The 25,439-nt window shown below is 59.1% G+C and carries 17 protein-coding genes and 2 pseudogenes; 5 read left to right on the top strand and 14 right to left on the bottom strand.

All coding sequences use genetic code 11. The annotated features are described in order from the left end of the window. Positions 1-84: 84 nt before the first annotated feature. Positions 85-2,043 (top strand): hypothetical protein, encoded by a 1,959-nt coding sequence (locus tag NMB96_RS09825; protein ID WP_255086783.1) that lies wholly within the window; start codon positions 85-87, stop codon positions 2,041-2,043. Between the two features lie 645 nt (positions 2,044-2,688). Beyond that, positions 2,689-2,937, top strand: coding sequence for an integrase core domain-containing protein (locus NMB96_RS23530; RefSeq protein ID WP_425520918.1), 249 nt, complete (start codon positions 2,689-2,691; stop codon positions 2,935-2,937). Between the two features lie 13 nt (positions 2,938-2,950). On the opposite strand, the pseudogene NMB96_RS09820 reads toward NMB96_RS23530, so the two are convergent. Further along, positions 2,951-3,225: pseudogene (locus tag NMB96_RS09820) on the bottom strand (integrase core domain-containing protein); the annotation flags it as partial. A 119-nt stretch (positions 3,226-3,344) separates the two neighbouring features. Between NMB96_RS09820 and NMB96_RS09815 the strand changes: the two are divergent. Then, positions 3,345-4,712, top strand: a complete 1,368-nt coding sequence (locus NMB96_RS09815; protein WP_011035783.1) for an IS5-like element IS1478 family transposase — start codon at positions 3,345-3,347, stop codon at positions 4,710-4,712. Between the two features lie 22 nt (positions 4,713-4,734). Here NMB96_RS09815 and NMB96_RS09810 read toward each other — a convergent pair. The 11 genes and pseudogenes from NMB96_RS09810 to NMB96_RS09760 form a co-directional block, all read right to left on the bottom strand. Continuing rightward, a pseudogene (locus NMB96_RS09810) lies at positions 4,735-5,573 on the bottom strand (IS3 family transposase); the annotation flags it as partial. Further along, positions 5,551-6,653, bottom strand: a protein-coding gene (locus NMB96_RS09805) for an IS3 family transposase (protein WP_183086658.1) whose coding sequence is annotated in 2 segments (ribosomal slippage) — positions 5,551-6,395 and positions 6,395-6,653 — 1,104 coding nt in all. Because the reading frame shifts where the segments join, the coding sequence is not laid out codon by codon here. The pseudogene NMB96_RS09810 and the gene NMB96_RS09805, both read right to left, overlap by 23 nt. 570 nt (positions 6,654-7,223) lie before the next feature. Then, a complete protein-coding gene (locus NMB96_RS09800; RefSeq protein ID WP_011035783.1) occupies positions 7,224-8,591 on the bottom strand; it encodes an IS5-like element IS1478 family transposase in 1,368 nt (455 codons plus the stop codon). A 165-nt stretch (positions 8,592-8,756) separates the two neighbouring features. After that, a complete protein-coding gene (locus NMB96_RS09795; RefSeq protein ID WP_255086782.1) occupies positions 8,757-13,235 on the bottom strand; it encodes a glycoside hydrolase family 99-like domain-containing protein in 4,479 nt (1,492 codons plus the stop codon). A gap of 20 nt (positions 13,236-13,255) precedes the next feature. Then, positions 13,256-14,593 (bottom strand): ABC transporter ATP-binding protein, encoded by a 1,338-nt coding sequence (locus tag NMB96_RS09790; protein ID WP_255086781.1) that lies wholly within the window; start codon positions 14,591-14,593, stop codon positions 13,256-13,258. After that, positions 14,583-15,422, bottom strand: a complete 840-nt coding sequence (locus NMB96_RS09785) for an ABC transporter permease (RefSeq protein ID WP_425520917.1) — start codon at positions 15,420-15,422, stop codon at positions 14,583-14,585. Before NMB96_RS09785 ends, NMB96_RS09790 begins: the two co-directional genes overlap by 11 nt. Beyond that, complete coding sequence (locus NMB96_RS09780; RefSeq protein WP_255086780.1) at positions 15,422-16,618, bottom strand: cystathionine gamma-synthase; 1,197 nt, start codon at positions 16,616-16,618, stop codon at positions 15,422-15,424. Before NMB96_RS09780 ends, NMB96_RS09785 begins: the two co-directional genes overlap by 1 nt. A gap of 102 nt (positions 16,619-16,720) precedes the next feature. Beyond that, positions 16,721-18,091, bottom strand: a complete 1,371-nt coding sequence (locus tag NMB96_RS09775) for a pyridoxal-phosphate dependent enzyme (protein WP_074056614.1) — start codon at positions 18,089-18,091, stop codon at positions 16,721-16,723. A gap of 218 nt (positions 18,092-18,309) precedes the next feature. Continuing rightward, positions 18,310-18,528: an HP1242/YdcH family protein gene (locus NMB96_RS09770; RefSeq protein WP_002814034.1), complete on the bottom strand. Its 219-nt coding sequence runs from the start codon at positions 18,526-18,528 to the stop codon at positions 18,310-18,312. Positions 18,529-18,864: 336 nt separating this feature from the next. Further along, positions 18,865-19,755: a hypothetical protein gene (locus tag NMB96_RS09765; RefSeq protein ID WP_255086778.1), complete on the bottom strand. Its 891-nt coding sequence runs from the start codon at positions 19,753-19,755 to the stop codon at positions 18,865-18,867. Continuing rightward, complete coding sequence (locus NMB96_RS09760; protein ID WP_006449646.1) at positions 19,752-20,135, bottom strand: DUF4398 domain-containing protein; 384 nt, start codon at positions 20,133-20,135, stop codon at positions 19,752-19,754. Before NMB96_RS09760 ends, NMB96_RS09765 begins: the two co-directional genes overlap by 4 nt. Before the next feature lie 98 nt (positions 20,136-20,233). Between NMB96_RS09760 and NMB96_RS09755 the strand changes: the two genes are divergently transcribed. Then, entirely contained in the window at positions 20,234-21,367 is a 1,134-nt protein-coding gene (locus NMB96_RS09755) for a PilT/PilU family type 4a pilus ATPase (RefSeq protein ID WP_006449645.1), read from the top strand. A gap of 523 nt (positions 21,368-21,890) precedes the next feature. Here the strand turns inward: NMB96_RS09755 and maiA are convergent. Together maiA and NMB96_RS09745 are read right to left on the bottom strand one after the other, a co-directional pair. Continuing rightward, positions 21,891-22,553: a maleylacetoacetate isomerase gene (gene maiA / locus NMB96_RS09750; protein WP_255086777.1), complete on the bottom strand. Its 663-nt coding sequence runs from the start codon at positions 22,551-22,553 to the stop codon at positions 21,891-21,893. 55 nt (positions 22,554-22,608) lie between these two features. Next, the gene (locus NMB96_RS09745) at positions 22,609-23,667 is read right to left on the bottom strand and encodes a fumarylacetoacetate hydrolase family protein (protein WP_255086951.1); all 1,059 of its coding nucleotides are present in this window, start codon (positions 23,665-23,667) and stop codon (positions 22,609-22,611) included. A 308-nt stretch (positions 23,668-23,975) separates the two neighbouring features. Between NMB96_RS09745 and NMB96_RS09740 the strand changes: the two genes are divergently transcribed. Beyond that, positions 23,976-25,364 (top strand): DEAD/DEAH box helicase, encoded by a 1,389-nt coding sequence (locus tag NMB96_RS09740; protein WP_006450465.1) that lies wholly within the window; start codon positions 23,976-23,978, stop codon positions 25,362-25,364. The last annotated feature ends 75 nt before the right edge of the window (positions 25,365-25,439 follow it).

Here is a 25,439-nt window from a genome sequence, read left to right as displayed (position 1 = left end):
TCAACGTAAAGCGCAAACCTGCATTGTTATTAAAAATAATCGAAACAAACCACCGGATGCATAAAATTCTCCATGGAGTCAGCTGTGCGCACCATGAATCCACAACCAAGAGCCATTCTTAGTTTCACCAGCAAATCCTGTGCTCTTGTGTTCATAGCAATATTTCTCTCACGCTTATTTTTGCTAATGAGCGCAGGTGGCTCTGTTCCTTTCTGGGATCAATGGGGTGGCGAAAATTCAATCTTCAGTGCATTTGAGAGTGGCTCCCTGACTCTGGCACAAATGTTTGCACCTCACAATGAACATCGAATCTTCTGGACACGATTGCTCACCATTATCCTGTTTGAGCTAAATGGCCATCAATGGGATAATCAAGTTGAAGCCTTCGCGTCAAACGTTATATACAGCATATCGCTCACTATACCCGTACTAATTACATCGATTAAAAGCCATAAAAATCAGGCGATTTCTGTGGCCGTAGCTGTAACATTGATGGGAACACTTCCATTTGGCTGGGAAAATACATTAGTAGGCTTTCAGAGCCAATTTTACATAAATACCTTACTTGCATTCATAGCAATTGCAGCCTCATCATTCGGCGCAATAAAACTCCGCACAGCGATCACTCTTACCATCTTGATCCTGGCTTCTCTCGCATCTATGGCAAATGGTGTACTCACTGCATTTGCTTGCGCTGGAGTATTAATTGCTCGTGGAGCTAACCAACGTGATCTTCTCAATCGCGGCGCGATGCTTGCTGCATTTGTCACGCTGCTTGGAATCGCTGGCTTCATCATCACCCCTTCCCCAGCGTACCACGCACAGTTGAAGGCCCAGGATATCTCAGAAGCGGCTTCCGCATTACTGATAACAAGCAGCTGGCCACTCTTGCCCGGAATCGGCCAATTAGCTTTATTTGTTCCAGCTGCATTTTGGATGCTGATAGTCGGACGCAATCGCCAGACTCAAACTGACTATTTTTTTCTAGGCATCAACGCTCTCGGCATACTAAATGCGGTTGCAATAGCCTATTCCCGAGGACATGACTTAGCTGAAGTTACTTCACGCTATACAGACACTATCTTGCCCTCTAGCATAGCTACTATTTACTTTGCCTCACGCCTTATCGGATCAGGAGTACGTGGCGTATCAACTCGCGGCATATCCTACGGTAGCTACATAGCAGTAGTGCTTGGTATCTTCTGCCAATCTTATCTTCAATGGCCAAAACTGGAGGAGCGAGCTTACTGGCTTCGTATGTCGACATTAAACACAGCAAAATTCCTTGCTGGCGACGACGAGGCATTCCAGGGCAAGCCACATGGTCATGTACCTTATCCCGATCCAGTCCACCTTGGCGCAAGCCTTCGGAATAATGCGCAAATTGAATCACTACCAACCTCATTGCTTGGAGCCCTCGCTGTATCGGGCCGTTATCCGGCTATCGCGGAGCGTTGCAATGTAGCGTCGGATCCGAAAGATAACTTTGCTAGAATTCAGGCAGACTGTAGCGCACCTGCTGCTTCCAATTCTAATTTTGTTTCGATAGCGACCGGACCGTTATCTACGGCGCTGATGCTCTTCCGCCAAAAGACAAATACCTCAATTTTCCCAAGAGGCAGGGTGACTCCTACCCTTCCGTTAAATACAGGAAAATGCGCACTTGATACGTTCAACGAGCGGCCTGCAGGTCAGCTTCCCATAACATCTTCCATCGGTTTTCCAATCAGACTCGCGGGCTGGACTACGCCGACACAATTTAACTTCAAAAATTTCAATTGGTCGCGGTTGCGAATAGTACTATCAGATGGTGCACAGGCCTACAGTTTTGACACCGGGCATTGGCGCACCAACCGGCCTGATGTAGCCGATTTTTTTAAGAATAAAAATTATATGTACAGCGGCTTCGATGTGTATATCGATCCTCAGGACTTAAAGCCCGGCACATACCGAATCTTAGTAAGCACCAACACAAATTTTGACTGCGACACGGGCCATTCAGTAAAAATTGATGCGCCCACGCTTCCATTTCTGCGTTTCTGAGGGATCGACACACATCCAGATTAAGACTTCACCTTTCTTGTTCGCAGCATTTGGTAAAACTGATCCAGCCACAGCTAAACGCTTCCGGGCGAACTACGCCAAAGGAAAAAATAAGGATGCGCAAAGGCAAGTTCACCGAAAGCCAGATCGTCGCCACGTTGAAACAAGTTGGGAGCTGCCGCTAAGTCAAAGATATTTATTACAAGCTGGGCGTTTTCGAGGCGACCTAGTGCGTCCGGAAGTCCAAGTACGGCGACATGGAGGTCGCTGATTTGCAACGTTTTTGCGACCTGTAGCCGAGCACGGCAAGCTCAAAGAGGTTTTATGCCGACCTTGCGATTGAGAACAATGCATTGAAGGATGTCATCGCAAACAACTGTAGGCCTTGCGCATACGCGCCCGCTCTTGCCAAGCTCGTGAGCAGCATGGCTGGAGCTGGCGACGGATCGGTTCGACGAACGCCTTAGCTCGCTCGGCAGCACGTTATCGACGTCGTTCTGATCGTGATGAGGAGGTAGTTGCGCAGTTATTAGCATTGCCCGAGCATAGATTTTGGCATAAGAATGCATCACTGACTGCCCCGACTAGCCGAACAAGCTTCGCTTAGACGACCGGCCAGAATTTCTTCATGCCGGTCTTGGCCAAGTGGGCCGAGCACAAGGCATCTCATTAAATTTTATCGAGCCGGGACGGCCGATACAGAACGGTTTCATCGAATGCTTAAACGACATCTACCGGCGCGGCAAGCTGGACATGCACATCCTCCGCGCGCCGGGCGAAGTTCGCGAGCGAACCGCGCAGTGGCTGACCTACTACTACAAGCAACAAAAATACCGTAAGACGCCTGGGCGTACTAACGGCTGCCGTGCTCCACGCGACGTCCCCCCGACCTGAGTAGCGGCCGGGTTTAGAGTCCGGGGCTGATGATATCGGTGTTTGCCAGATGTTGGGCATAAGCAGCCAGGGTCATGCGCCGATTGCTTTCTTTGGTCGTTCTTCGTTGTATTCGCGTCGCCAGCGTTCGATCTCGGTGCGCGCATGCGGCAGTGTTGGGAACCAGTGCTCGTTGAGGCATTCGTCGCGTAGCCGGCCGTTGAAGGATTCGACGTAGGCGTTCTGGTTCGGTTTGCCTGGTTGGATCAGCCGCAACTGCACGCCACGTGCATGGGCCCAGACGATCATTAGTCGCCCCTGAAAAACCCCCAATCACCCAACGCCCGCAAGGCCTTGATGTCTGCAGCGGCGTGCCAGAACTACCAGTTTTCGCTACGCTGAAGGCTGGTTTCTGGCAATTTCCACTCATGCATACACGCCGTCCTGCTGCCGAGCACATGCCTGCCGAGGAGTTGTTTCGTTCGCGCCTGGAGAACCAGATCGATCTGCGGCATCCGCTGGCGCAGCTGAGCCAACGGATGCCGTGGACGGCGTTGGAGCAAGCACTTTCATCGCGCTTGCCGGCCACCCAGGCTGGTGGCGGTCGGCCGGCATTGCCGGTGCGGCTGATCGCCGGTTTGCTCTACCTCAAACACGCCTACGACCTGTCCGATGAGGCGGTGTGCGAGCGTTGGCTGGAAAATCCGTATTGGCAGTTTTTCACTGGCGAGGTCGTGTTCCAGACGCGCTTGCCGTGCGATGCCAGCTCGCTGACGCGCTGGCGTCAGCGGCTTGACGAAGCGGGGATGGAAGAGTTGCTGGCACACACCATCAACGCTGCACATGCCATGCAGGCGGTGGACGCACGCGAGTTGTCGCGGGTGATCGTGGACACCACGGTGCAGGAAAAGGCGATTGCCTATCCGACCGATAGTCGGTTGCTGGAGGTGGCACGCAAGAAACTGGTGCTGCTGGCCAAGCGTTACGGCATCGGGTTGCGGCAGAGCTACGCACGGCAAGGTCCGGCCCTGAGCCGCAAGGCGGGCCGCTATGCGCATGCACGCCAGTTCAAGCGCATGCAGCGCGTGCTGCGACGTCAACGCACGGTCTTGGGGCGGGTGTTGCGCGATATCGCGCGCAAGCTGGACCAGGTGGAACCCGGCGTGCGCGAGCGCATCGCGGTCTGGCTGGAACGTGCGCAACGGCTGTACACGCAGCGTCCGAAGGACAAACAAAAACTGTACGCATTGCATGCCCCGGAAGTGGAATGCATCGGTAAGGGCAAGGCGCGTCAAGCGTACGAATTCGGCGTCAAGGTCGGCATTGCGGTCACCGCCTGCAAGGGATTGGTCGTGGGTGCGCGTAGCTTCCCGGGCAACCCGTACGACGGCGACACCTTGGCCGAGCAGCTGGAGCAGACACGCGGGTTGCTGCAGGATCTGAGCGTAGAACCGACGGTGGCGATCGTGGACCTGGGCTATCGCGGGCGCGAGGTCGATGGCGTGCAGGTGCTCCATCGTGGCAAGGCCAAGACGCTGACGCGACGGCAATGGCGCTGGATCAAACGACGGCAGGCGGTGGAACCGGTGATCGGACATCTGAAAGACGACTGCAGGTTGCGTCGCTGCAGGCTGAAAGGTGCACAAGGCGATGCGCTGCACGTACTCGGCTGCGCCGCCGGCTACAACCTGCGCTGGCTGCTGCGCTGGATCGCGTTTTTGCGTGCCTGGATGCGGGCGATGGGATGGCCATCCTTTAGCGCCGTGCCGCTGTCGCCGATGACACTTGGTGCTTGAAGGGGGTTTTTCAGGGGCGACTCATTACCTTACCGCAAAATTCCTTGCCGTTATCAGTGCGGATCACCTTCGGCAAACCGCGACTGTGTGCCAACCGATCCAGCACGCGCGCAACGCCGTGTCCCGAGATCGCGCGCTCCACGTCGATGGCGACCGCTTCGTGTGTTGCGTCGTCCACAATCACCAGACACTTGATCACCCGCCCTTCGGCGGTGCGGTCGAACACAAAATCCATCGACCACACCTGATTGGCCTGTGATGGCCGCAGCAGCGGCTGACGCTCGCCTATTGGCACCTTTTTGCGTCTGCTACGCCGGACCTGCAGCTGCTGCTCGCGGTACAACCGCTCAACACGCTTGTAGTTCACGATGCGTCCTTCTTGTCGCAATTTGAGATAGATCATTCCCACGCCATAACGGCGATGGCGATGCGCCAACGCACAGATGCGTTCGCGCAGTTCGACGTTGCTGTCTTCGCGCGGGCAATAGCGCAGCGCACTGGCGCTCATACCGATCACTGCCAACGCACGACGCTCGCTGGCACCACGCCCGATCCACTCGCGCACCAGCGTACGACGCGCCGGTGCGCTCACCACTTTTTTCGCAGTGCATCCTTGATCAGGTCGTTCTCGAACAACTGCTCGGCCAGCAACTTCTTCAGTCGAGCATTCTCTGACTCAAGGTCCTTGAGCCGTTTGGCATCGGGCACGCTCATCCCGCCGAACTTGCTGCGCCACAAATAGTACGAAGCCTCGCTGAAGCCATGCCGCCGGCATAGGTCCTTGATTGCCACGCCTGCTTCGGCCTCGACGTCCCCCCGCCCTGAGTAGCGGCTTGGTTTAGAGTCCGGGGGTAATGATATCGGTGTTTGCCAGATGTTGGGCATAAGCAGCCGGGGTCATGCCGCCGATTGCATTCTTGGGTCGCTCTTCGTTGTACGCGCGTCGCCAGCGTTCGATTTCGGTGCGCGCGTGCAGCAGTGTCGGGAACCAGTGCTCGTTGAGGCATTCGTCGCGTAGTCGGCCGTTGAACGATTCGACGTAGGCGTTCTGGTTCGGTTTGCCGGGTTGGATCAGCCGCAACTGCACACCACGGGCATGTGCCCAGGCGACCATCGCCCTGCCGCAAAACTCCTTGCCGTTGTCAGTGCGGATCACCTTCGGCAAACCGCGACTGTGTGCCAACCGATCCAGCACGCGCGCAACGCCATGTCCCGAGATCGCGCGCTCCACGTCGATGGCGACCGCTTCGTGGGTTGCATCGTCCACGATCACCAGACACTTGACCACCCGACCGTCGGCAGTGCGGTCGAACACGAAGTCCATCGACCACACCTGATTGGCCTGCGCTGGCCGCAGCAGCGGCTGACGCTCGCTTATTGGCACCTTTTTGCGTTTGCGCCGTCGGACCTGTAGCTGCTGCTCGCGGTACAACCGCTCCACCCGTTTGTAGTTCACGATGCGCCCTTCCTGTCGCAGTTTGAGATAGATCATTCCCACGCCATAGCGGCGATGGCGATGCGCCAACGCAACGATGCGCTCGCGCAGTTCGCCATTGCGGTCTTCGCGTGGGCAATAGCGCAGCGCACTGGCGCTCATGCCGATCGCTGCCAAGGCGCGACGCTCGCTGGCGCCACGCCCGATCCACTCGCGCACCAGCGTACGACGCGCCGGTGCGCTTACCACTTTTTTCGCAGCGCATCCTTGATCAGGTCGTTCTCGAACAATTGCTCGGCCAGCAACTTCTTCAGCCGCGCGTTCTCGGACTCGAGGTCCTTGAGCCGCTTGGCATCAGGCACGCTCATCCCGCCGAATTTGCTGCGCCACAGGTAGTACGAGGCCTCGCTGAAGCCATGGCGCCGGCACAGGTCCTTGATCGCCACGCCGCTTTCGGCTTCGCGCAGAAAGCCGATGACCTGCTCGTCAGTAAAACGTTTCTTCACGTCCAATCTCCTCGGGGTAGGGAATTGGACTCCAAACTGAGGCGCTACTCAAAATCGGGGGGACGTCGCACGATCAACACCAACCGCAGACCCCTAACTTCAGCTGATACTGAATTGCGGGGAGCGACAATCACTGCCCAGGATCTGGCCCGCGAGCTCGACCGGTTCACACGCAGCCGTAGCCTGACACAAGTGAAATAAGAGCTGTGCTAAATGTTTGCCCTGCGAGACCTGCAGGGTAGTCGCCGCTCGAATATGTGTATCAGAGGCATGCAACTAATGCTGCCCCAGCATGGCAACTGAATTAAAGCACCCACTTTCAGCCATTTAACAACAATCCGTTAGACGACTGGCACAATCAAGTGCAGATTCACAGCACTTCTTTATCTTCGCTCTGGAATCGAACGCCGCGATGCGGTTACATCCATAATAGAAATGAGAGGACAAGGACATATGATGTCGTCAGCTTGCGCTTAGCAATTTCCTGAGCCGACATTATTAGCGACGGGATCCAAATTGAGTCTTATTCGGGAAACTGGCCAGTAATTGGTCGCCCCTGAAAAACCCCCTTCAAGCACCAAGTGTCATCGGCGACAGCGGCACGGCGCTAAAGGATGGCCATCCCATCGCCCGCATCCAGGCACGCAAAAACGCGATCCAGCGCAGCAGCCAGCGCAGGTTGTAGCCGGCGGCGCAGCCGAGTACGTGCAGCGCATCGCCTTGTGCACCTTTCAGCCTGCAGCGACGCAACCTGCAGTCGTCTTTCAGATGTCCGATCACCGGTTCCACCGCCTGCCGTCGTTTGATCCAGCGCCATTGCCGTCGCGTCAGCGTCTTGGCCTTGCCACGATGGAGCACCTGCACGCCATCGACCTCGCGCCCGCGATAGCCCAGGTCCACGATCGCCACCGTCGGTTCTACGCTCAGATCCTGCAGCAACCCGCGTGTCTGCTCCAGCTGCTCGGCCAAGGTGTCGCCGTCGTACGGGTTGCCCGGGAAGCTACGCGCACCCACGACCAATCCCTTGCAGGCGGTGACCGCAATGCCGACCTTGACGCCGAATTCGTACGCTTGACGCGCCTTGCCCTTACCGATGCATTCCACTTCCGGGGCATGCAATGCGTACAGTTTTTGTTTGTCCTTCGGACGCTGCGTGTACAGCCGTTGCGCACGTTCCAGCCAGACCGCGATGCGCTCGCGCACGCCGGGTTCCACCTGGTCCAGCTTGCGCGCGATATCGCGCAACACCCGCCCCAAGACCGTGCGTTGACGTCGCAGCACGCGCTGCATGCGCTTGAACTGGCGTGCATGCGCATAGCGGCCCGCCTTGCGGCTCAGGGCCGGACCTTGCCGTGCGTAGCTCTGCCGCAACCCGATGCCGTAACGCTTGGCCAGCAGCACCAGTTTCTTGCGTGCCACCTCCAGCAACCGACTATCGGTCGGATAGGCAATCGCCTTTTCCTGCACCGTGGTGTCCACGATCACCCGCGACAACTCGCGTGCGTCCACCGCCTGCATGGCATGTGCAGCGTTGATGGTGTGTGCCAGCAACTCTTCCATCCCCGCTTCGTCAAGCCGCTGACGCCAGCGCGTCAGCGAGCTGGCATCGCACGGCAAGCGCGTCTGGAACACGACCTCGCCAGTGAAAAACTGCCAATACGGATTTTCCAGCCAACGCTCGCACACCGCCTCATCGGACAGGTCGTAGGCGTGTTTGAGGTAGAGCAAACCGGCGATCAGCCGCACCGGCAATGCCGGCCGACCGCCACCAGCCTGGGTGGCCGGCAAGCGCGATGAAAGTGCTTGCTCCAACGCCGTCCACGGCATCCGTTGGCTCAGCTGCGCCAGCGGATGCCGCAGATCGATCTGGTTCTCCAGGCGCGAACGAAACAACTCCTCGGCAGGCATGTGCTCGGCAGCAGGACGGCGTGTATGCATGAGTGGAAATTGCCAGAAACCAGCCTTCAGCGTAGCGAAAACTGGTAGTTCTGGCACGCCGCTGCAGACATCAAGGCCTTGCGGGCGTTGGGTGATTGGGGGTTTTTCAGGGGCGACTAATTGGCCCATTCTTCACATCAAGAATAGGCCAATCCCAGACCACGTCTAGGATTTATGCAAGGTCGGCTTGGCGTAAGCGTATGTCTTGAAAGAGCCGTAGGCTTCGGTAAATGGTGTATTACTGGAAGCAATGTAATATCCCGACGAACATGTCGCGATACTAAAGCATCGTTCTATCGCGTGCGCTAGCGTTCCATCCACCTGCCCGGCCTCAGGTTCAAAATCTTCGCGTGTCAACTCCAAATCAATAATTAGCTGGATTGCCTCTATACGAGCGTAGAACATCGAACCGGCAGCGAACATTGCAATGGCAGGATCGACAGGATCGCTATGCATCTGTCGCGACAGACGATGCACCGCATCAGCATTCGCGCCCCAGTAGGTCGTCATCGGCAAAATATGCCCATCGGGCGCGGAGAGACCCAACTCTGGCTGCTGGCGGAATGCATCAAAGTTGCGGGCGGCCAGATATGGATCCAGTAGCTTGTCGAGCATGTCTCGCCGCCACGACTCGCCGTCCTCACGGTGGAGCGAACGCTTGGTATGCAACTTCAATACCAGTGACTCGGAAGGGTCCAGCGTCTTTAGGGTTTCCAGAAAAGGCAGAATGTCACGGCCGTGGTTCTCGTAAACTTGCACATCCGCGTCCATTCCCGCATCGGCAAGTCGCGCCTTCACATCCTGCACATTGCGAGAGACTGTCGAGATTACAAGACGATATGGTACGGTCCACGCGGATAGTGACGCCAACATCTCAGGAAGAAGTTCTGGATAGAAGGCGTGGATAATCACCACCACCCGCTCCGGCGTGCGCGGCGTAGGTACACGACGTAGTGCCTGCCGAGTCGCTTCCAGATATGCATATCCGTAGCGACGATCCGGCTCCAGATGCGCGCCCTCAGCCCACTCGTTCCAGGCATTAACAAAAACTAGGGAATCGCCCCGCACCGGGTGCTGACGGGCATAGTCAATTGCTCCTCTTAGCCAAGTGCGATAGCGTTCCGGAGTGGAACGGGCGACTGTATAGCCTTTACCCGGCTTGCGCGCGTCATTATCCCAGCCAGGGAAAACGCCTCGGATCAGGTCGTATTCCGGCTTTGCCTCGGCAAAGGCGCTGCTAACGACATCGGCATAATCAACCACGTTACCCTGGAAGGCAGGATTCACGATCTCCAACTCGTGATTAATCGAAGACAAACCTGCCGCGACTTTGTGAGGTGGAAATTCAACCGCGGCGTCAAAGCCGTATTCACGCGGATCAAGCTTATCGAACTGCACCATGCAGATGAACAGCTCACCGATTCCCACTTCGCGGCAATGCTGCCGCCAACGTTCCAACGTTGCGCCAGCATCAGGCAGCAACGAGGGTCGATAAAGAATGACTAACGGGCGCCCATCAACACGGATATAGCGTGAATCCCTTAGCAGAGGCTCCAATTCTGTGATAAAGGCACGGTCGTCTTCAGCACTGTAATCTTGAGCGATGAGCACATCGTTCTCAAGGCCATCCCAGCGGCGGGTCCAATTTTCGTTCGCCCAGCAAATACAGAAAGGCAGGTCGACATCAGAAGCGAGTAGCTGATCGAGCGGGCGCTCCATAAGCCGCTTACCCGCGAACCAATAATAATGGAAGCAGAAGCCTTCAATGCCATACAACTTTGCCAGCTCCGCCTGACGGCGCATAACATCGATCAGACGCAAATCGTAGAAGCCAAGTTCACCCGGTAAATGTGGCTGATAATGCCCCACGAACTGCGGAACTGCTTTGCTGACATTCGTCCACTCGGTGAAGCCGCGCCCCCACCATGCGTCATTCTCGGGAAAGGGATGAAACTGCGGGAGATAGAAGGCAATGACACGCGCCGCGTTTGCGCGGGGATCAATCCCGGCCGCAATACCGACATACTCACTTTCAGACGGCTTGGGCAACTGCAGGATGGCTTGCGTGTAACGACGCAAGAAAGAATCGCCGCCCTCCTCAACAAACTCCGACGCAGGAGACAATACAATCTCTTGTGGCTGATCAGGCTGGCGGGCGGCCAACCAGTTCCTGTAAGCATTGGTCCTTTCAAATACACTAGGCATCAGCCGGAAGGATGCGGATTTGATTGACTGGCGCGTCGCCTCCGAAACAGGAAGCGCACGATAAACGCGGCGCAGGCTACGTCCAACCGATTGCCTCACGAATTGTGGGCGAAGCATATTCCTCAGCACTCGCAATGGCATGGTAATCCGCCAACTAGTTGATGCCAGCAGCCGATCCAGTTCAGCTGCACGCTCTGACGCCAGGCGAAGCGATTGCTCATATATTCCAAGCGCATCCTTGGCTTCAATCAAATCGCGCCCTAGCCTGACTTCGGCTTCTCGAGCTTGCTCAGCAAGCTGAAACATCCTCTCCAGAATTGTGTTGTTTCTTTCCAGCGCACGATTACGTTCGGCACGCGCCTCCATCAACGACTGAATTTCAGCATCCTTGAGCTGGTCATTGCCCGCGAGAGCCTGTATTTCTGCATCCTTCAATCGCTCACGCGCGGCACTTGCCGCCAACAGCGCCTGAATCTCCAGCTCCTTGAGGCGGAGCTTCTCGGTCAACGCTTCACGTAACGCTTCCACTTCTAATTCCCTGCGTTTTTCTGCTTCTTCCGTGGCTGCTTTATGCTGCCGAATCTCCGCATCCTTGAGCTGCTCCTTCTCAGCATTGATTGCCAGTTCGGCCAAAAGTTGCGCTTGTCTTTGACGAAGCGCATCACCATCGTCTTGGCCCTCCTTGATTCCTTCCTGAAATTGACGGCTGATATCGCTGATTCGCTGCGCCGTATCAGACATCAAGGCATTCCAATTCCTTGACATTCTTCCCACATCAGGGAGCGATCGCAAATTGAAGTTTGAGAAGCTCTTTAGCCCTAGCCCACTATCTCGCCCATAGACCAAACGCGTGACCATGCCATCCAGATCGATAAAACGTTCGACGTCACCCTCTCCAACTGGTGCGCCCATCATCTCCATCAATAGTCTAAGCAGCGTAGGGAGATGAAGGTGGGAAATATCTTCAGGCGCGCCTACTGCAACCAAAGAGGTAAATGAACCAACGATGGCCCGATAAATTAAATAGGGTAGCTCCAGCTCTCCATGCCAGACCCATTCCAAATCGATAAACTGGTAATTGCCATCTTCCAGTTGCATCAGGTTACGCGGCAACGCATCCAAGGCCCAGCCAGGGAGCATGCCCCCCCCCATGGGATCACCCGCAACTTCGACTTCATGCAACAGGGCATCCTTCCATTGCCCCAACCATTCGGCCACCTCAGCAGCTGTCCAACCATCGCGAGTCACTATGGCTTCCAGCCCCTGACTGTGTATACGTCCGTGTAGAAACGGCTCCGGCAGCAACCGCATACTGATGGGGCGTGAACGCTCAACACTGTCATCTTCCGCAAGGCGGCTGCGGACGACTTCTATTTCGCCACGACTCATGCTCGATTGAAACTGGACCTGCTTGCAAAACACCGGAACGCGTTCGCTTGCGAAATGCAGTGCCAGTGGCACAGGTCCACTCCTGGCAACTGAAACAGCACGCTTACGAGCAACGACCAAGAATGAATTGGACATATCTGCCAACAAACCGTTGCGACCGATCACCGTCCAAGCCCGCTCCAATGCAAATAGCGGGGCGTAGGGGAGCTGTGGGTCGCTCGATGCACTCTGGCTGGCGAGGGAACTCGCATCGAACTGCGGGTAGGACCCGTCGTAACCGGCTGGGAGAACCACCGCGCCGGGAAATTTGTAGTCAGGAAACGGCAGCAGGAATTCGGCATGCTCGAAACCTGCGTCTTGAAGCATTTTCGTCAGCTCAAGCCGACCGAAAGTAGCTACAGTTTTTTCCCCGTAGTTATCCGAAATGCCATACATGGCCTTGCCGACATGATCTTCCGGCATGCCAGCCAGGTACTTAAGACCTAACTGGTTTTCGATCGCGACAACCAGCACGCCGTCGTCAGCCAGCAAGGAGTGCGCTTTACGCAGCCACGCAGCCGCAGGATCTGCAGCCTTGCCATAGATCCTCGCATACTCAAGGACGCCGATGAGCGTCACTGCGTCAAACGCCTCTTCAGCCGAAAAGTTCTCCAGGACGTCGTTCACCACCTGCACATTCGACAAATCGCGACAGCGTGACGCCGTCATTCGCGCGCGACGCTGACTGCCCTCCAATGCGACCAATGTAGTTCCGAGCTCACCCAAGTAGCGGGAAATAGCACCACAGCCTGAGCCGACCTCCAGAACACGTCCACTTAGCAAATCTGCCAAAGGGCGTAGAAGGTTCGCGCGACTGGCACTGAGGTGATAGCGCGATGGCCAGTCGATTTGATGTTCAGATAATGAGCGCGAAAACAATGAGACGTCGTCACAACCAGCTATTGCAGCAGCCACTCGCTGCTCAGCTTCGTCACCATCACTGTAGCCGAACTCTTCCGCCTGATTTTTAGGCAGCCAAACTCCTTCAGACAGCATATATGTGTCTGCCATTCCCACATCCGAGCTAGACATTAACTTGCCAATCCTTGTTGAGCCGCTAATTTAGGACGAATCACAGCTCCGACGTCACTGAATCCGACAAAGCCTTCCGAAATGACCTGGAAGTGGATCGAATCGTAGCGCCTATCGTGTGGAATCACGTCGTCCCCCTGTCGACTAGCGACACCAACGGAAATAAAGTAGTCGCCACTTCCCAGTCTGCATTCAAAGTCGACATCGATTCGTATCGCACTTCCCAGGGCACCTAGTTGCGCCATCTCGACGATCTCTTGCATCTCGGTATTGGTCGCATAAACAGTAACACCCTCAGTATTCTTGATAGTAAGACCAAGTACCGGCCGCACCACTTCTCGTTCGAAACGAACGGCAAGACTTAGACAGCCGGCCTCGCCGCTGGAGACCACTTGAGGAAAAGCTTGAGCACCAACTCGCAAATAAAAATCTTGCAGGACGGCTGCTCGATCTCCCCAGCGGTACTCATGGGGGTTGTAATTCGGATGACTAGAAAATGGATCGGTCCCTATCGGCGGCACAGCCAAAAATCCAGATTGGCTTTCTGCCTCGCCGCTACCCTCAAATTTTACCAAGGCCTGCGACGGACGACTTTTTCCGAATAGCAGGTCCATATAATGGTGCACTACTTTCTTTGGCGCGCCATCCATCAACAGACGGCCTCTATCTAGAAGTACTGCGCGATCGCAATGTGTAACAATTTGCTCAGTGGAATGAGACACGAACAAGATGGACGTACCCTGCTCACGCAACTCGCGCAGTCGCGCGAAGCACTTCGACTGGAACTTCGCGTCACCCACTGCAAGCGCCTCGTCCACAACCAAAACGTCTGGGGTGACATTGATCGCTACGGCAAACGCGAGGCGGACAAACATACCGCTGGAATAGGTCTTTACGGGTTGATCGATGAACTCGCCGATGTCGGCGAATTCTGTGATTTGCTGGAAACGCCCCTCGATCTCTCTGCGCGAAAGGCCAAGAACTGCGCCGTAAACGAAGACATTCTCTCGCCCGGTGAATTCTGGATTGAAGCCCGCTCCAAGTTCCAACAGAGCGGCGACCCGCCCATTTACGATCGCAGTGCCCGTCGTGGGCGCCAATGTACCGCAGATAATTTGCAAAAGGGTCGATTTGCCGGAACCATTACGGCCAACAATACCTACGCTCTCCCCCCGCCCCACATTAAAGCTAACCGCATCGAGCGCATGGAACTCACGAAACCACTGAGCCTTGCGTTCATTCGGACTCAGCATCTGCATCAATCGATGATGCGATTTCTGGTAAACAGGAAATACCTTACCAATATTATTAACTTGGATAATCGATTCAGATGACATCTGCGAATCCTCTGCGAGTTGCCTTGAACCATGCAAAGCCTGCATAGAAGACAACTATCGCAATACACATGTAAATCCCAAGACCAATGAAATTTGGCAAATTCCCCCAAAGTGCTACTTCGCGTGCCTGGTCAATGATGAAAGTCAGCGGATTCAACTTGAACACTAGTTCAAAGCTCTCAGGGATCGCCTGCTCGGGGATCATGGCCGAAGACAGAAACAACAGTGCAGTAGAAAGCACACCGGTAACCTGGGTGATATCGCGGAAGTACACTCCAAGCGAGGCTAGGAACCAAGATACTCCAAGCCCGAGCACTACCAATGGCAGCAGTACGATCGGAAGCAGTACAATTGTCCAAGACATCTCTCCATCCATAGCTAACCGGAGCAGTGCAAACACCACTGTATTCATTAGCACATGGAAAAGCGCAGACGCAACCATCGGCCAAGGCAAAATTTCAAGTGGGAATATGACCCGTTTGACAAAATTCGGGTTACCCATAATCAAATATGGTGAACGGCTTAAACATTCGGCAAAAAAGCCATGCACGATCAAGCCAACGAACAGCACCAACGAAAAGTGCGCTTGACCTTCGGCGACTTGGGGCCAACGGCTTTTCATGATCGAACCAAATGCAATCGTATAGACGATCAACAGCAGAAACGGGCTTATCAATGACCAGAGTAGACCAAAGCTGGCTCCGCGATAGCGGCCTAACACTTCACGCTTGGATAATTCCAATGTCAGGTCTCGACGCTCTGTGAGTGCGTCGAAAGGGCCGAGTACTAACCTTGTTAGACGTCCTCGACCAAATAAAGTCCAAGTCATTAAAAACTTCCCTCTTGTAAGGCGATTTCCAAATCCCCCCGCAAATCCCCAACATCCTCAACACCCACACTCAGCCTGACCAGCGCATCGCTGATCCCAAGCTGTTCGCGGCGGGCCACAGGAATCGAGGCATGCGTCATAACGGCTGGATGGTTCACCAGGCTTTCCACCCCGCCAAGCGATTCGGCCAGGGTAAACAGCTCGGTCTTCTCGCAAAACCGCTTGGCCGCATCAAACCCGCCCTTGAGGACGATCGAGACGATGCCGCCGAAGCCGGTCATCTGCGTCTTCGCCAATGCGTGCTGTGGGTGCGAGGTGAGGCCGGGGTAGATCACCTTTTCGATCGCGGGGTGGGTTTCCAGCCACTGCGCCAGCGCCAGGGCGTTCTCGCAATGCGCGCGCATCCGCAGCGGCAGGGTCTTGAGGCCTCGCAGGGCGAGGAAGCTGTCGAACGGACCCTGGACGCCGCCGATGGAGTTCTGCAGGAACGCCAATTGCTCGGCCAGTTCTGCATTGTCGCCGACCACCGCGATGCCGCCGACCATGTCGGAGTGACCGTTGAGGTATTTGGTGGCCGAGTGCACGACGATATCGGCGCCCAGGCTGAGCGGGCGCTGCAGCATCGGCGAGGCGAAGGTGTTGTCGACCACGATCAGCAGGCCGTGCTTGCGCGCGATGGCAGCAATGGCGGCGATGTCGACCAGCTTGAGCATCGGGTTGGTCGGGGTTTCGATCCACACCATCTTGGTGTCGGGGCGGATCGCCGCTTCGAAGGCGGCCGGGTCGGTCAGGTCGACGAAGCTGAAGTCCAGGCCGGCGGTGCGGCGGCGCACGCGCTCGAACAGGCGGAAGGTGCCGCCATACAGGTCGTCCATCGCCACCACGTGGCTGCCGGCATCCAGCAATTCCATCACCGTAGAGGTGGCGGCCATGCCGGAGGCGAACGCGAACGCACGCGTGCCGCCTTCCAGCGACGCGACGCAGCGCTCATAGGCAAATCGCGTAGGGTTGTGGGTCCGCGAGTACTCGAAGCCCTGGTGCTCGCCCGGGCTGGACTGCGCATACGTGGACGTCGCGTAGATCGGCGGCATCACCGCGCCGGTGCTGGGATCCGGCGACTGCCCTCCATGGATCGCCAGCGTGGCAAGCGAGAGTTCGCGCGCGCCATCGTGGCAGGTTGTGGTGCGATTGGACATGGAGGTTCCCGGAAAAAGTGGCGAATTGTAACAAGCAGGTCTGAATGGCCGGTGCCGCGCGTCTCATCCGGGCGCGCGGCGCTACCCGATCACTGCATGCGATCACTGCACGCGGCGGCGCAGGTAGTTGAGCAGGTCGATGCGGGTGATCAGGCCCAGGAACTGGTTGCCGTCCATGACGATGGCGACCTGGCCGCGGTCGAACACCGGCAGCAGCGCTTCGATCGGGGAGGCGACATCCAGGCGATCGAGCTTGCTGACCATGGCGGTGGAGATCGGGTCGCGGAAACGCGCCTCGTCGCCATACACATGCAGCAGCACGTCGCTTTCGTCGACGATGCCGACCAGCTCGCCGTCGTCGATTACCGGCAGTTGCGAAACGTCGTACAGCTTCATGCGCTGATAGGCAGTGGTTAGCAGGTCTTTCGGGCCCACCACCACGGTGTCGCGCTTGTTGTAAGGGCGCAGGATCAGGTCGCGCAGATCGCCGTGCTGCGGGCGCTCCAGAAAACCGTTGTCCAGCATCCAGTAGTCGTTGTACATCTTGGACAGGTACTTGTTGCCGGTATCGCAGACGAACACCAGCACGCGCTTGGGCGTGGTCTGCTCGCGGCAATACTTCAGCGCCGCGGCCAGCAAGGTGCCGGTGGACGAGCCGCCGAGGATGCCCTCCTTGGCCAGCAATTCGCGCGCAGTGTGAAAGCTTTCCGCGTCGGTGATCGAATAGGCCTTCTTGACCCGTGAGAAATCGGAGATATCCGGCAGGAAATCCTCGCCGATGCCTTCGACCAGCCAGCTGCCCGATTTTTCGCTGACCGTGCCCTCTTCGATGTACTGGGTCAGGATCGAGCCGACCGGGTCGGCCAGCACCAGCTCGGTGTGCGGCGAGGCGGTAGCGAACGCACGCGACAGGCCGGTCATGGTGCCGGAGCTGCCGCAACCGAACACGATCGCGTCCAGATTGCCGTCCATCTGCGCCAGGATTTCCGGCCCGGTGCCGAATTCATGCGCGGCCGGGTTGTCCGGGTTGCCGAACTGATTGATGAAGTAGGCGCCGGGCGTCTCGGCGGCGATCTTGGCGGCCAGGTCCTGGTAGTACTCCGGGTGGCCCTTGGCCACGTCCGAGCGCGTCAGCACCACCTGGGCACCCATGGCCTTGAGGTTGAAGATCTTCTCGCGGCTCATCTTGTCCGGAACCACCAGGATCAACTTGTAGCCCTTCTGTTGCGCCACCAGCGCCAGGCCCAGGCCGGTGTTGCCGGCCGTGCCTTCGACCAGCGTGGCGCCAGGCGTCAGATCGCCGCGCTGTTCGGCCGCTTCGATCATCGACAGGCCGATACGGTCCTTGATCGATCCCCCGGGGTTGGCCGCCTCCAGCTTGAAGAACAGCTCGCAGACGCCGGTGTCCAGGTGCTGTGCCTTGACGATCGGCGTGTTGCCGATCAGTTCGAGTACGGAGGAGTGGATCGCCATCGGGATATCGTCGCTGCGCCGCGTGGGCTAGGCCGCCCATTATCCGACGAACGGCTGGGGAATGCTCATTCAGACTGGAAACGATCGCGCCCGCCTATGAACGAGCGTGCTCAGCCGCCGCTCCAACGGGCGCACACATAAAGACGCGGACGGTGGCGAGCCGACGAGGAGGCTGCCACCGCCCGCGGCGGTGAACTTGTTCTGGATGTGGGGAAGGATCAGTGCGTGAGCTGGTCGTACATCCGGGTGAGCTTTTCTTTGGCCTGCAATTTCTCGCGTTTCATCTGGCCCAAGGTCACGTCGTCGATCGGGAGCACCCCGAGTTCGGCATCCATGCATTTCTTGTTCAAGAGCTTGTGGCGTTGGTACAGCTGCTTGAACTCGGGATCGGACTTGACCAATGCGTCGATTTCGGTCTGCGGTTGCCCTTCGAACATGGCGTTACCTCCTTCACTTAAAACAAGAACGCCCCGGCCACGGATGGCACGGGGCGCAGCTTGGGGATGGAAGACTCGCGGATCACAATGGCAGGCGCACTGGCGGAACCAACAACCTTCCCACCGAATTGCGTTGTTGCGTGCCCTTGCGTCACTGGCCCGGCCCTCCGTACTTCCAGGCAGCGGAGTGCTGCCCGGGAGTACGACCCTACGCCGGTCGCGGAGGGGGTTCAAGGCCAGAACGGCTGCTTTTGCCGTTCCCTGTGTCAATCAGTGACCGCGGTTCAACCGGGCGTCATGCCCGGGTTAAAAGACCTTAACTTCCAACCACTTGCATTACGGCGAGACGACCACCTCGGCAGCGCGCGTCTTGCTGGCGGCAGCCTTGGTCCCGCTGACCTGCAAGCGTCCACTGGCCACCCCCGCGGCGACCAGCGCATCGCGCACCGCTTCGGCCCGCTTCTTGGCCGTGGCTGCATCGCTGTCGAAACCGACAATGCTCACCCGACCCTTCTTGCCGATGTTCAGATATTCGGCCAACGCCTTGGCCTGCCCTGCAGCATCGCCAGACAGGGCGGTCTTGCCGCCGAACGCGCCGCTGCCCAACGAAAACACTTCGCCGCGGGGTTCGAACCTGGCGGACGGCAACTTGGCCCCGGACACCAGTTCGGCTTCTTCGTGCGCCAGTTGCACGGCTTTCTGCTGGGCCGCATTGAGCTTGGCAGTCTGCTTGCCGGCCACGCTGGTCAGCGCCAGCTCGGCGTCCTGGCGGGCCAGGGTTTCCTGCTCGGCCGCCTGTCGCATGCGCTCGGCCTCTTCGGCCTGGATCTGCGCCTGCACGCGCAGACGCTCGGCCTCCTGCCGGGCGCGTGAGGCATCCCGGCGGCTGGCTTCGATCAGCAGATCGTTGCGGGTGCCTTCCAGCCGGTCCAGCTCGCGCCGTGCCAGTGCGGTGCGGGCGGTGCGTTCGGCGATTTCGACCCGGCGGTCGGCCAGAAATACCAGTTCGTCGCGGTCGCGCCGCTTGGCTTCGGCCAGCGCCGCCACGCTCTGCTGCGCCTGCAGCCGCTCGAAGCGGGCCAGTTCATTGGTCTGCGGGTCGTTCTGCAGCGCAGCCAGGCGCCGGTTGAGCGCGTCGGCCTGCGGGTCGTCCTTGGCGGCCATTGCCAGCGACGGCAGTGTGGCCAGGCTCATTACACCGATATAGAGAAGAGGACGCAGTTTCATCGGCCACCCTCCCCGGTGTTGAGGCTGTTCTGCAGCTGCGCCACTTCCTTGCGGCGCTGTTCCAGCTGGGCGGTGACCACCGCTTCTTCGCTGCGGGCCTTGGCCAGATCGGCATCGGCGGCAGCGCGCAAGGCGATCTGCGGCACCTGCTTGCGCTGGCGCTTGTCCAGTTGCGCCTGCTGGGCCTGCATCAATTCCTGTCGGGCCAGATTGACCAGATCGGGGGCGTATTGGTCGGCATCGGCCTGGGTGGCGCGTTGCACGGCCTGTTCGGCGGCGGTGAGCTCCGGTGCCACCTGGGCGGCGGCGGGAGAGGAAAGAACCATGAAACAGGCGATGCCATACAGGGATCGCCGCAAGTATGCGAAGCTAGCCGTCATTAGGGGAGCCGTAGCGAGAAGTCTCGAGCACGGCCATTGTCGGAAGCCTGCGGCGGACTTGCAACGAGACGCTGCTGTTTGTTGGGGAACCATTGCGCATGGATATCGGCTACTTCCTGAAGCTGATGACCGAAAAGAATGCCTCGGACATGTTTTTGACCACCGGCGCGCCGGTGTACATCAAGATCGAAGGCAAGCTCTACCCGCTCGGCAATACGGGGTTGCCGCCGGGGATGGTCAAGAAAATCGCCTACTCGTTGATGGACGAGGGCCAGGTGCCGCAGTTCGAGCGCGACCTGGAACTCAACATGGCCATCTCGCTGCCCGACGCCGGACGCTTCCGTGTGAACGTGTTCAAGCAGCGCGGCGAAGCAGGCATGGTGATCCGCGCCATCCGCAGCCGGATCCCGAGCATCGAAGAACTCAACCTGCCGCAGGTGCTCAAGGACGTCATCATGACGCCGCGCGGCCTGGTGCTGCTGGTCGGCTCGACCGGTTCCGGCAAGTCGACCTCGCTGGCCTCGATGATCGACCACCGCAACAGCACCACCACCGGGCACATCCTCACCATCGAGGACCCGATCGAATACCTGCACAAGCACAAGATGTCGATCGTGAACCAGCGCGAAGTCGGCCTGGACACCCACACCTTCCAGAGCGCGCTGAAGAACGCGATGCGCGAGGCGCCGGACGTGATCCTGATCGGCGAAATCCTGGATGCCGAGACCATGGAGGCGGCGATTGCATTTGCCGAAACCGGTCATCTGTGTCTGGCGACGCTGCATTCCAACAACGCCGACCAGACCATCGAGCGCATTCTCAATTTCTTCCCGGAAAGCGCGCACAAGAACGTGCTGATGAATCTGGCGCTGAATTTGCGTGCGGTGGTCTCCCAGCGCCTGGTCAAGGGCCAGGACGGACGCCGCCGCCCCGCCACCGAAGTGTTGCTCAACACCCCAATGATTCGCGACCTACTGCGACGCGGGCAGGTGCACGAGGTCAAGGCGGCGATGGAAGAATCGCTGGAAGAAGGCATGCAGACCTTCGACCAATGCCTGTTCCGCATGGTCAAGTCAGGCGAGATCGAGCAGGAGGAAGCGCTGCGCGCCGCCGACTCGCGCGATGGTCTGGCACTGAAGTTCCGCCTGTCCGAAGGCGGCTCCGGTGAGCACGACCCGTACGCGGATTACGAAACGGCAGCAGCGCCCAAGATTAGCCACGGGTTTGTTTAGAGCGACCAACAAAATGTAGCGTGCGGCCGCCTGGCGGTGAGCGCAGTGGTTTTGCTGGTCGCATATTGCTTGGATGCAGTCAAAAGTCCAGATCAACAGGCCTAGTCGGGTCGAGGGCGCGGTGCCCTCACCGCTCGCGGGACACGCCGTGAATCCGCCCATGGAGGCTCAGTGGCGGCATCCATGCCGCCACATGGTCCCGCAATCGGCCAGGACACCGCACCAGACAGTTTGCTGGTTGCTTTGAGAAGAGCTACGCGCACCGACCATCTTGACTGGTCCTTGCCCGCCCACCGTCGCGGGACCTTACGCGGCATGGATGCCGCGTAAGAGCCTACATGGACGTACTTGCGGCGTGTCCCGCGATGGTGGGCGGGCAAGGGCCCTGCAGCCAAGCAACAGATCAGCACCCTGCAGTAGACCGGCGTGAGCATCAGCGACCGCACGCGTGTCGATCGCTCTGCGCGCCCCTGCATTACGGGAGACTGCCCGAAGGGCAGATACAGCCGGCAACTCCCCGCATTTAAACTGCCGCGTCAGGCTGCGTTTCCGGCCGCGCCGCATTGAACGCCGGCAGTGCCAGGCACGCCTGTTCGATGCGTTGCAGCGTCGGATACGGCGCAAGATCGACGGCGAACCGGCGCGCGTTGTAGAGCTGCGGAATCAGCACGCAATCGGCCAGGCCCGGCGTGTCGCCGTGGCAGAATTCGCCCGTCTGCGGATCATTGGCCAGCTGCGCTTCCAGTGCGGCGAAACCGCGCTGCATCCAGTGCTGCGTCCACCGCTGGCGTTGCAAGGCATCAAGTTGCCATTCGCGCTCTAGAAACTGGGTCACGCGCAGGTTGTTGAGCGGATGCACGTCGCAAGCGACGACCTGCGCCAATGCACGCACGCGGGCGCGCGCGGCCGGCGCGGCGGGTAGCAACCGCGCACTGTCAGGGAACGCATCTTCCAGATATTCCAGGATCGCCAGCGACTGCGGAATCACCACCGCGCCATGCCGCAACGTGGGCACCAGTTCCTGCGGATTGAGTTGCGCATACGCCGGCGCGTGTTGCTCGCCGCCATCGCGCACCAGGTGCACCGGATGCGCGATGTAGGCCAGCGCCTTCAACTGCAGGCCGATGCGCACGCGATACGCCGCGCTGGAGCGCCAGTACGAAAACACTTCCAGTGGCGCGCTCATGCCCTGCCCCGCGTGCAGTTGTTCGTAGCGAACTTCGCAAACGCCTTTGCCGATGTCATGGCAGCGGCTGACGTTCGATGCGCTGTTCGATCGCACCGAAGATGCTGGCGCCATCGGCATCGAACATTTCGATCCGCACCACATCACCGAAGGACATGAACGGCGTGCTCGGCTTGCCGTCGCGCAAGGTTTCCACCACGCGCTGTTCGGCAAAACACGAGGCACCCAGCGTGGTGTCCTGATTGGCGATGGTGCCGGAGCCGACGATGGTGCCGGCCGACAGCGGCCGCGTTTTGGCAGCGTGGGCGATCAATTGGGCGAAGTCGAACTGCATGTCGTTGCCGGCTTCGGGCGCACCGAACCAGGTGCCGTTGACGTGGGTGACCAGCGGCAGATGCACCTTGTTGTCGCGCCATGCCTCGTCCAACTCGTCCACGGTGACGAACACCGGCGACAGCGCCGAGCGCGGCTTGGATTGCACGAAACCGAAGCCCTTGGCGAGCTCGGCCGGGATCAGGTTGCGCAGCGAAACGTCATTGACCAGCCCGACCAACTGGATGTGCGCTGCCGCCAATTCGGGCGATGCGCCCATCGGCACGTCGTCGGTGATCACCACCAGCTCGGCTTCCAGATCGATGCCGTGCTCCTCGCTGATCACCTTGATGGCGTCGCGGGGGCCGTAGAACCCGGCACTGGTGGCCTGATACATCAGCGGGTCGGTGTAGAAGCTCTCCGGCACCTCGGCATTGCGCGCACGACGCACCCGCTCCACATGCGGCAGGTAGGCGCTGCCATCGACGAACTCGTAGGCGCGCGGGAGCGGCGCGGCCAGTGCCTGCAGATCCAGATCGAACACGCCATCGGCACTGCCCTCGTTGAGCGAGGCCGACAAGGCATTCAGGCGCGGCGCGATATTGCTCCAGTCCTCCAGCGCGCGCTGCAGCGTGGGCGCGATACCGGTGGCGCGCACCGCCGTGCGCAGATCGCGCGAGACCACGATCAGGCTGCCGTCGCGGCCGCCTTCCTTCAGGGAACCTAGCTTCATGACCATCCTGTGCTGTGGCTGATCGGCCGATTGTACGGCCTGCTGCAACACTGGTTGCAGTTGAAACAACTGACCCGTAGCCCAACCGATGAACTCGCCTTTTGTGCAGCGCGCCAAACGCGCGTACACTTGCCGGGTCTGCATGCGGCCGTCCGTTTCCCTTAGGGACAGCCGGCGAGGCCAGGATCGATCGATCCGCTCGCCCGCCCCACCCGACGCCTTTCGTGGTGCCGACAAACCCATCGCTCTTTGATTGGGTTGTTCCACCATCTCGCAGCGCGGTTCACGGGAACGCTCCGAGCCTCACTTTTTTGCATCTGCAATGCGTCTGCGCTCCGGGCTCTGCCTGGTGGCGACGCTTTACTTGGAGCTTCCTGATGTCTTTTGAATCCCTGGGCCTTGCGCCCTTCCTGCTGCGCGCGTTGGCCGAGCAGGGCTATGAAACCCCCACCGCGATCCAGCAGCAGGCGATCCCGCTGGTGCTGGCAGGTCACGACCTGCTGGCCGGCGCACAGACCGGTACCGGCAAGACCGCCGCGTTCGGCCTGCCGCTGCTGCAGCACCTGGGCACCACGCCGCAGCCGGTCAACGGCCCGCGCAAGCCGCGCGCGCTGATCCTGACCCCCACCCGCGAGCTGGCCACCCAGGTGCATGACAGCCTGCGCGGCTACAGCAAGTACCTGCGCATTCCGAGCGCGGTGATCTACGGCGGCGTGGGTATGGGCAACCAGCTCGACACCCTGCGTCGTGGCGTTGATCTGCTGATCGCCTGCCCGGGCCGGCTGATCGACCATATCGAGCGTCGCAGCGTGGACCTGTCCGGCATCGAAGTGCTGATCCTGGACGAAGCCGACCGCATGCTCGACATGGGCTTTTTGCCGTCGATCAAGCGCATCCTGACCAAGCTGCCGCGCCAGGACCGCCAGACCCTGCTGTTCTCGGCCACGTTCGAAGAGAACATCAAGCAGCTGGCGCTGGAATTCATGCGCAACCCGATGCAGATCCAGGTCACCCCGAGCAACACCGTGGCCGAGAGCATCACCCACCGCGTGCACCCTGTCGATGGCGCGCGCAAGCGCGATCTGCTGCTGCATCTGTTGGCGCAGGACAGCCGCGAGCAGACCCTGGTCTTTGCGCGCACCAAGCATGGCAGCGACAAGCTGGCACTGTTCCTGGAGAAGTCCGGCATCAAGACCGCGGCGATCCACGGCAACAAGAGCCAGGGCCAGCGCATGCGTGCCCTGAGCGACTTCAAGGCCGGCCGTGTGACCGTGCTGGTGGCCACCGATATCGCCGCGCGCGGCATCGACATCAACGAGCTGCCCAAGGTCATCAACTACGACCTGCCGATGGTGGCCGAGGATTACGTGCACCGCATCGGTCGCACCGGCCGTAACGGCTCCACCGGCGAAGCGATCTCGCTGGTGGCGCAGGACGAGGCCAAGCTGCTGCGCCAGATCGTGCGCATGTTGGGCCGCGACGTGGAAATCCGCGACGTGCCGGGCTACGAGCCGCAGACCCCGATCCGCTGGGGCAACAGCGCCCCGGGCCGTGCCGAACAGCCGGGTGGCGATCGCGCGCCGCGCAAGAGCCACGCCCGTCGTCCGCATGGCGATGCACCGCGTCAGGCGCATGCGCATGCCGGCCCGAAGAAGCCGGGTGGCCAGCGCAGCAGCGGTCCGCGTCAGGCCGGTGTTGCTGCCGGTGCCGGCGCAGGCCGTCGCGATGGTGGCCGTGGTGGTCAGCGTCCGAGCGGCACGCGCTGAATCCTGTGCGCCGGTGCGACCGGCGCTTAGGCATGCGGTGAACTGAAAGAAAAAGCCGCCCTTCGGGGCGGCTTT

It is taken from the genome of Xanthomonas hortorum, assembly GCF_024339125.1.
GTDB classification, from domain to species: Bacteria; Pseudomonadota; Gammaproteobacteria; order Xanthomonadales; family Xanthomonadaceae; genus Xanthomonas; species Xanthomonas hortorum.
Note: the sequence above shows the minus strand (reverse complement) of the source record. Positions and strands in the feature narration are given on the sequence as shown.

Excerpts from the sequence above, each read along its gene's own strand:
- NMB96_RS09815 (WP_011035783.1), top strand. The coding sequence starts at position 3,345 with ATGCATACACGCCGTCCTGCTGCCGAGCACATGCCTGCCGAGGAGTTG.
- NMB96_RS09795 (WP_255086782.1), bottom strand. The coding sequence starts at position 13,235 with ATGGCAGACACATATATGCTGTCTGAAGGAGTTTGGCTGCCTAAAAAT.
- NMB96_RS09760 (WP_006449646.1), bottom strand. The coding sequence starts at position 20,135 with ATGACGGCTAGCTTCGCATACTTGCGGCGATCCCTGTATGGCATCGCC.
- NMB96_RS09780 (WP_255086780.1), bottom strand. The coding sequence starts at position 16,618 with ATGTCCAATCGCACCACAACCTGCCACGATGGCGCGCGCGAACTCTCG.
- NMB96_RS09790 (WP_255086781.1), bottom strand. The coding sequence starts at position 14,593 with ATGTCATCTGAATCGATTATCCAAGTTAATAATATTGGTAAGGTATTT.
- NMB96_RS09770 (WP_002814034.1), bottom strand. The coding sequence starts at position 18,528 with ATGTTCGAAGGGCAACCGCAGACCGAAATCGACGCATTGGTCAAGTCC.
- NMB96_RS09740 (WP_006450465.1), top strand. The coding sequence starts at position 23,976 with ATGTCTTTTGAATCCCTGGGCCTTGCGCCCTTCCTGCTGCGCGCGTTG.
- NMB96_RS09765 (WP_255086778.1), bottom strand. The coding sequence starts at position 19,755 with ATGAAACTGCGTCCTCTTCTCTATATCGGTGTAATGAGCCTGGCCACA.
- NMB96_RS09785 (WP_425520917.1), bottom strand. The coding sequence starts at position 15,422 with ATGACTTGGACTTTATTTGGTCGAGGACGTCTAACAAGGTTAGTACTC.
- maiA (WP_255086777.1), bottom strand. The coding sequence starts at position 22,553 with ATGAGCGCGCCACTGGAAGTGTTTTCGTACTGGCGCTCCAGCGCGGCG.
- NMB96_RS09800 (WP_011035783.1), bottom strand. The coding sequence starts at position 8,591 with ATGCATACACGCCGTCCTGCTGCCGAGCACATGCCTGCCGAGGAGTTG.
- NMB96_RS09755 (WP_006449645.1), top strand. The coding sequence starts at position 20,234 with ATGGATATCGGCTACTTCCTGAAGCTGATGACCGAAAAGAATGCCTCG.
- NMB96_RS09775 (WP_074056614.1), bottom strand. The coding sequence starts at position 18,091 with ATGGCGATCCACTCCTCCGTACTCGAACTGATCGGCAACACGCCGATC.